Source organism: bacterium (assembly GCA_021372775.1).
Classification (GTDB): domain Bacteria; phylum Acidobacteriota; class Polarisedimenticolia; order J045; family J045; genus JAJFTU01.
Map to the genome: position 1 here is coordinate 1 of JAJFTU010000210.1, position 3916 is coordinate 3916.

General features: G+C 73.9%; 4 protein-coding genes. All 4 read right to left on the reverse strand.

The window, feature by feature from the left end; all coding sequences use genetic code 11:
- The coding region (locus LLG88_07310) for an oligosaccharide flippase family protein (GenBank protein ID MCE5246715.1) at nt 1-686 on the reverse strand (686 nt) is incomplete at its 3' end.
- Nucleotides 687-804: 118 nt separating this feature from the next.
- Nucleotides 805-1839, reverse strand: coding sequence for a FemAB family PEP-CTERM system-associated protein (locus tag LLG88_07315; protein MCE5246716.1), 1035 nt, complete (start codon nt 1837-1839; stop codon nt 805-807).
- Nucleotides 1836-3059 carry a glycosyltransferase family 4 protein gene (locus LLG88_07320; GenBank protein ID MCE5246717.1) on the reverse strand — a complete coding sequence of 408 codons (1224 nt, stop codon included), beginning with the start codon at nt 3057-3059 and terminating at the stop codon, nt 1836-1838. The genes LLG88_07315 and LLG88_07320 overlap by 4 nt, the downstream gene beginning before the upstream one ends.
- Nucleotides 3056-3814: a hypothetical protein gene (locus LLG88_07325; GenBank protein ID MCE5246718.1), complete on the reverse strand. Its 759-nt coding sequence runs from the start codon at nt 3812-3814 to the stop codon at nt 3056-3058. The genes LLG88_07320 and LLG88_07325 overlap by 4 nt, the downstream gene beginning before the upstream one ends.
- Between the last annotated feature and the right edge of the window lie 102 nt (nt 3815-3916).

Here is a 3916-nt window from a genome sequence, read left to right on the forward strand (position 1 = left end):
CCGAGGTTGGCGACGACGAACGGCGCGCCGAACCGCAGCATCTCCCGCGCGCGCGCCGCGGAGAAGTGCAGCCCGGCGCTGCGGAAGGTGCGGACGACGAGTCCCGTGCCGATCAGCGCGAAGCTGAGGACGGTGCTGAGCAGGACGCCGAGCACGCCGAGGCGCATCACGACGACGAAGACGATGTTGAGCGAGAGCTGGACGACGAGCTTCGCCGTGTTCCAGAGCACGAACACCTTCGAGCGCTGCTGAGCCTGGATGTAGGCCAGCGGCACGTCGACGAACGACTGCAGGAACAGGGCGAGGAACATCAGGCGGAAGAAGGAGACCTGCTCCGGCGTGCCGGAGAGGACGAGCCGCGCCAGCCAGCCGGACGAGGCGAAGCCGATCGAGGCGCCGACGAAGTAGAGCCCGATCAGCAGCAGCGCGATCGTCGAGACCGCCGCGCCGCGCCCTTCGTCGTCCCGCTCGGCGTAGTAGAAGCGGAAGACCGCCGTCGTGAGGCCGAAGCCGACGATCATGCCGGCGATGTCGATCGTCAGGCCGACCAGCTCCAGCACGCCGTAGTCGGCGGGGGTGAGGAACCGCGTGTAGATCGGGAGCATGACGAAGCTGACGGCGCGCCCGAGGAACACGCCGCCGGCGTAGATGAAGGAGTGCTTCGCCGTCTTGCGCAGGTCCGACATCCGACTCGCGTCCGCCTCGTCGCCCGCCGCCCCGTCCGCGGGGCGGGAAACTCGTTCCGCGGCGTTCTCCGCCGACCGGCCGCGCGGCGGCCGCCGCGCGCGCCGCCGCGGCGCCGCGCTACAAAGGAAGCGTCCTCGCCACGTAGGGGCCGATGATCCGCGTGGCCGCGAGCGGCAGGCGCCGCCAAGCCGCCTTCACGAGCCTCGCCCCCGCGCCCTCCCCGCCGTCCGGAACGCGCGCCCCCGCACCGAGGACGTAGTACCACGGCAGCGGCTCGGAAACGGCGCCCCACTGCAGCTTGAACCGATGCGTCCCGCCGCCGGCGGTCGAACGGCCGAAGTCGAAGACGGCGCAGCCGTCCTCGATCGCCCGCTCGAGCGCGCGCCAGTAGAGCAGCATGTTCGGCGACGCGCCGTCGAAGCGCCGATCGGACGCCGCCCAGATCATCTCGGCGACGCCGCGGCGCCGATGGAGCCATCCGGCGGCGACGGCGTCGCCGCCGCGGCGCACGACGACGAGCGACGTCTCGTCCGGAAACGTCGCGGCGAGCCGCCTGAAGAACGCCTCGCGGTAGATCGGCGAGCCGTGCTCGCGCCACTTGCGCGCCAGCAGGCGATGGAACTCCGGCACCAGTTCGGCGCCGCCGACCGACGCCGTCATCCCTTCCTTCGTCGGCCGCTTCACTTGGGACCGCAGCTTGGCGCCGAGCCGGCCCCAGAGTTCGTCGGCCGCGGCGGGAAGCGGCAGCCGCGCGCGGATCTTGGCCGACGACGCCGGCAGCGGCAGCGGCGCCTCGGGCGGCTGGCGCAGCTCCGCGAAGCGCGCTCCCTCCGCGCGCAGCGCGTCCGCGGCGGCCGCGAGCAGCGCGTCGCGCGCCTCGTCGTCGGCGGCGGCGAGGCCGGCGTAGTTGACGAAGGGGAGCGAGAGCAGGCGGCGGCCGAGCAGCGGGTTGGACTGCGCGATCAGCGGCAGCACGCCGACGACCTCGCCGCCCGCGAACGCCGCGAGCGGGCGCCACGGAAGCCGGAACTCGGTGGCCAGCAGGTTCCCCCACGCCCAACGCTGGTAGCTCGTCGTCTCCGCGCGGGACGCCACGAAACGGTCCCACGAGGCCGCGTCGGTCTCCGCGGCGCGCCGGACGACCACGCTCATCGGCGCCGTCGCCGCGCCAGGACTTCGTCGTAGAGCCGCGCGATCTCCTCGACGTTCCGTTCGACGCTGAAGGCCGCGACCCGCGCCCGCGCCCGTTCGCCCGCCGCGTTCCGCAGCGCGGCGTCGGCGCGCAGCCGCTCGAGCAGCGCCGCGAGATCGGCCGGCGCGGCGGGATCGAAGAGGAACCCGCTGCCGTCTTCCACGACCTCGGCCGGTCCGCCCAGGCGCGAGGCGACGACCGCCTTGCCGAGACTCATCGCCTCCATGACGACCAGCCCCAACGGCTCGGGTACGGTGGAGGCGTGGACGACGACGTCCGCCGCGTTCATCAGGTCCGGCACGTCGTCGCGCTCGCCGAGGAACAGCGCCGTCCGCTCCAGATCGTGGCGCCGGACGAGCGCGGCGAGACGCTCCTGATAGTCGCGGTCGGAATCGGGCGCGCCGCCGACGACGGCGACCCGGTACGCGTCGCGCAGATCGGGGGGCAGCGAGCCGAGCGCGTCGAGCAGGACGTCGTGCCCCTTCCAGCAGCGCAGGTGTCCGACCATCGCGACGAGGAACGCGCCGTCGGGAACGCCGAGGAGCGCGCGCACGGCCGCCGGCGACTTCGTCGGCCGCGCCGCGAACCCCGCGGCGTCCACGCCGTCGTAGATCTGCCGCACGCGGCGCGGATCGACGCCGCCGCGCCGCAGCCCTTCGGCGACGTGCCGGCTGATGGCGACGACGGCGTCGAGGCGGTTCGTGGACCAGCGCCAGACGAACCGCTTCGGCCGCTCGTAGTTGCCGCGCTCGTGGGACACCGCGGCCGCGCCCGCGAAGCGCGCCGCCGGAATCCAGTCGTCCACCGCGAGCCGCGGCGAGTTGTTGATGTGGACGAGGTCGATCCTCCGCTCGCGCAGCAGCCGCGCGCGGCGCCGAACCCGGCCGAGCGCGTCGCGGAGCTGCGCCGCACGCCCGCCCCGCCCGGCCGTCAGTTCCTCCGCCCGCTCCGCGTCCCAAGTCAGCGTCTCCACGCCGGCGGCGCGGAGGCGCGGAACGAAGCGGTTGTCCTGATAGAAGAGGACGAGCGGCCGGTAGCGGTCGGCGGGGAGCCGCGTCGCGAGGTCGAAGAGGCACTGGTGGGAGCCGCCCGCCGTGCCGTCCTCGCAGGCCTCGACCAGCAGGACCGAGCGCGGGCCGCCGGCCGTTTGCCGCTCGCCGCACGCGGCCGCGTCGTTCATCGGCGGCCCTCCGCGAGCTGCGCGAGATAGGCCGCGAACGCCGCGGAGACGCGCGCCCGCCCCGTCGCGTTGAGATGGCCGCCGTCGTCCGTGTAGGCCGGCCAAAGCGTCGGGACGGCGGCGCCGGCGACGACGATCGCGCGGACGCGGCCGTCGGGGCCGGCCGCCTCGAGCGCGGCGAGATCGAACAGCGGCTCGCGGCCGCGGTATTCGGCGCGCATCGCTTCGTTGAAGCGGTGGATCGCGGCGACCTGCTCGTACGGCACGACGTCCCGTCCGAGAAGCAGCTTGACGCGGTCCTTGAGCGAAAGGCGGGGCGCGGTCAGCGGCGTCGTCACGTGCACGAACACCGTGTTCGGCCGCTCGCGCCGCAGTCGGCTCATCTCCGCGCGGTAGGACTCGAACAGGGCGCGCGGATCGGTGCGGTCGTCGAAGTCGGCGAAGCAGTACTTGTGCAGCGCGACGTCGAACGTGCCGGGAGGACGCGACGCGACGGCGCGCGCGAAGTCGGAGGTCTTGCCCCGGGGATCGCCGTTGCGGCCGACGAAGAAGTGCATCAGCCCGGGACGTTCCTCCGCCGGCGTCCAGACGACGACGCGCGGCGGGTCGTCCGCGCCGGCGAGGGGAAGCTCGCCGAGGCCGCGCACGATGTCGCCGCCGACCGACTGATGCCCGAACAGAATCGCGGCCTGGGCCAAGGCGCGACGCTGCGCCGACGAGAGATGAACTCCGCTTTCGGCGACGCCTCCGCTCACGTTCCCTCCGCCGCAGGCGGCAAGGAGAGCGACCGCCGCCACGATGCCCGCGCGCCAGACCACGGAAGACCCCGGCCTCCACTCCCCCGCCGGCGAGTCCGA

Coding starts and splice junctions, on each gene's coding strand:
- LLG88_07320 (MCE5246717.1), bottom strand. CDS start 3,059: ATGAACGACGCGGCCGCGTGCGGCGAGCGGCAAACGGCCGGCGGCCCG.
- LLG88_07315 (MCE5246716.1), bottom strand. CDS start 1,839: ATGAGCGTGGTCGTCCGGCGCGCCGCGGAGACCGACGCGGCCTCGTGG.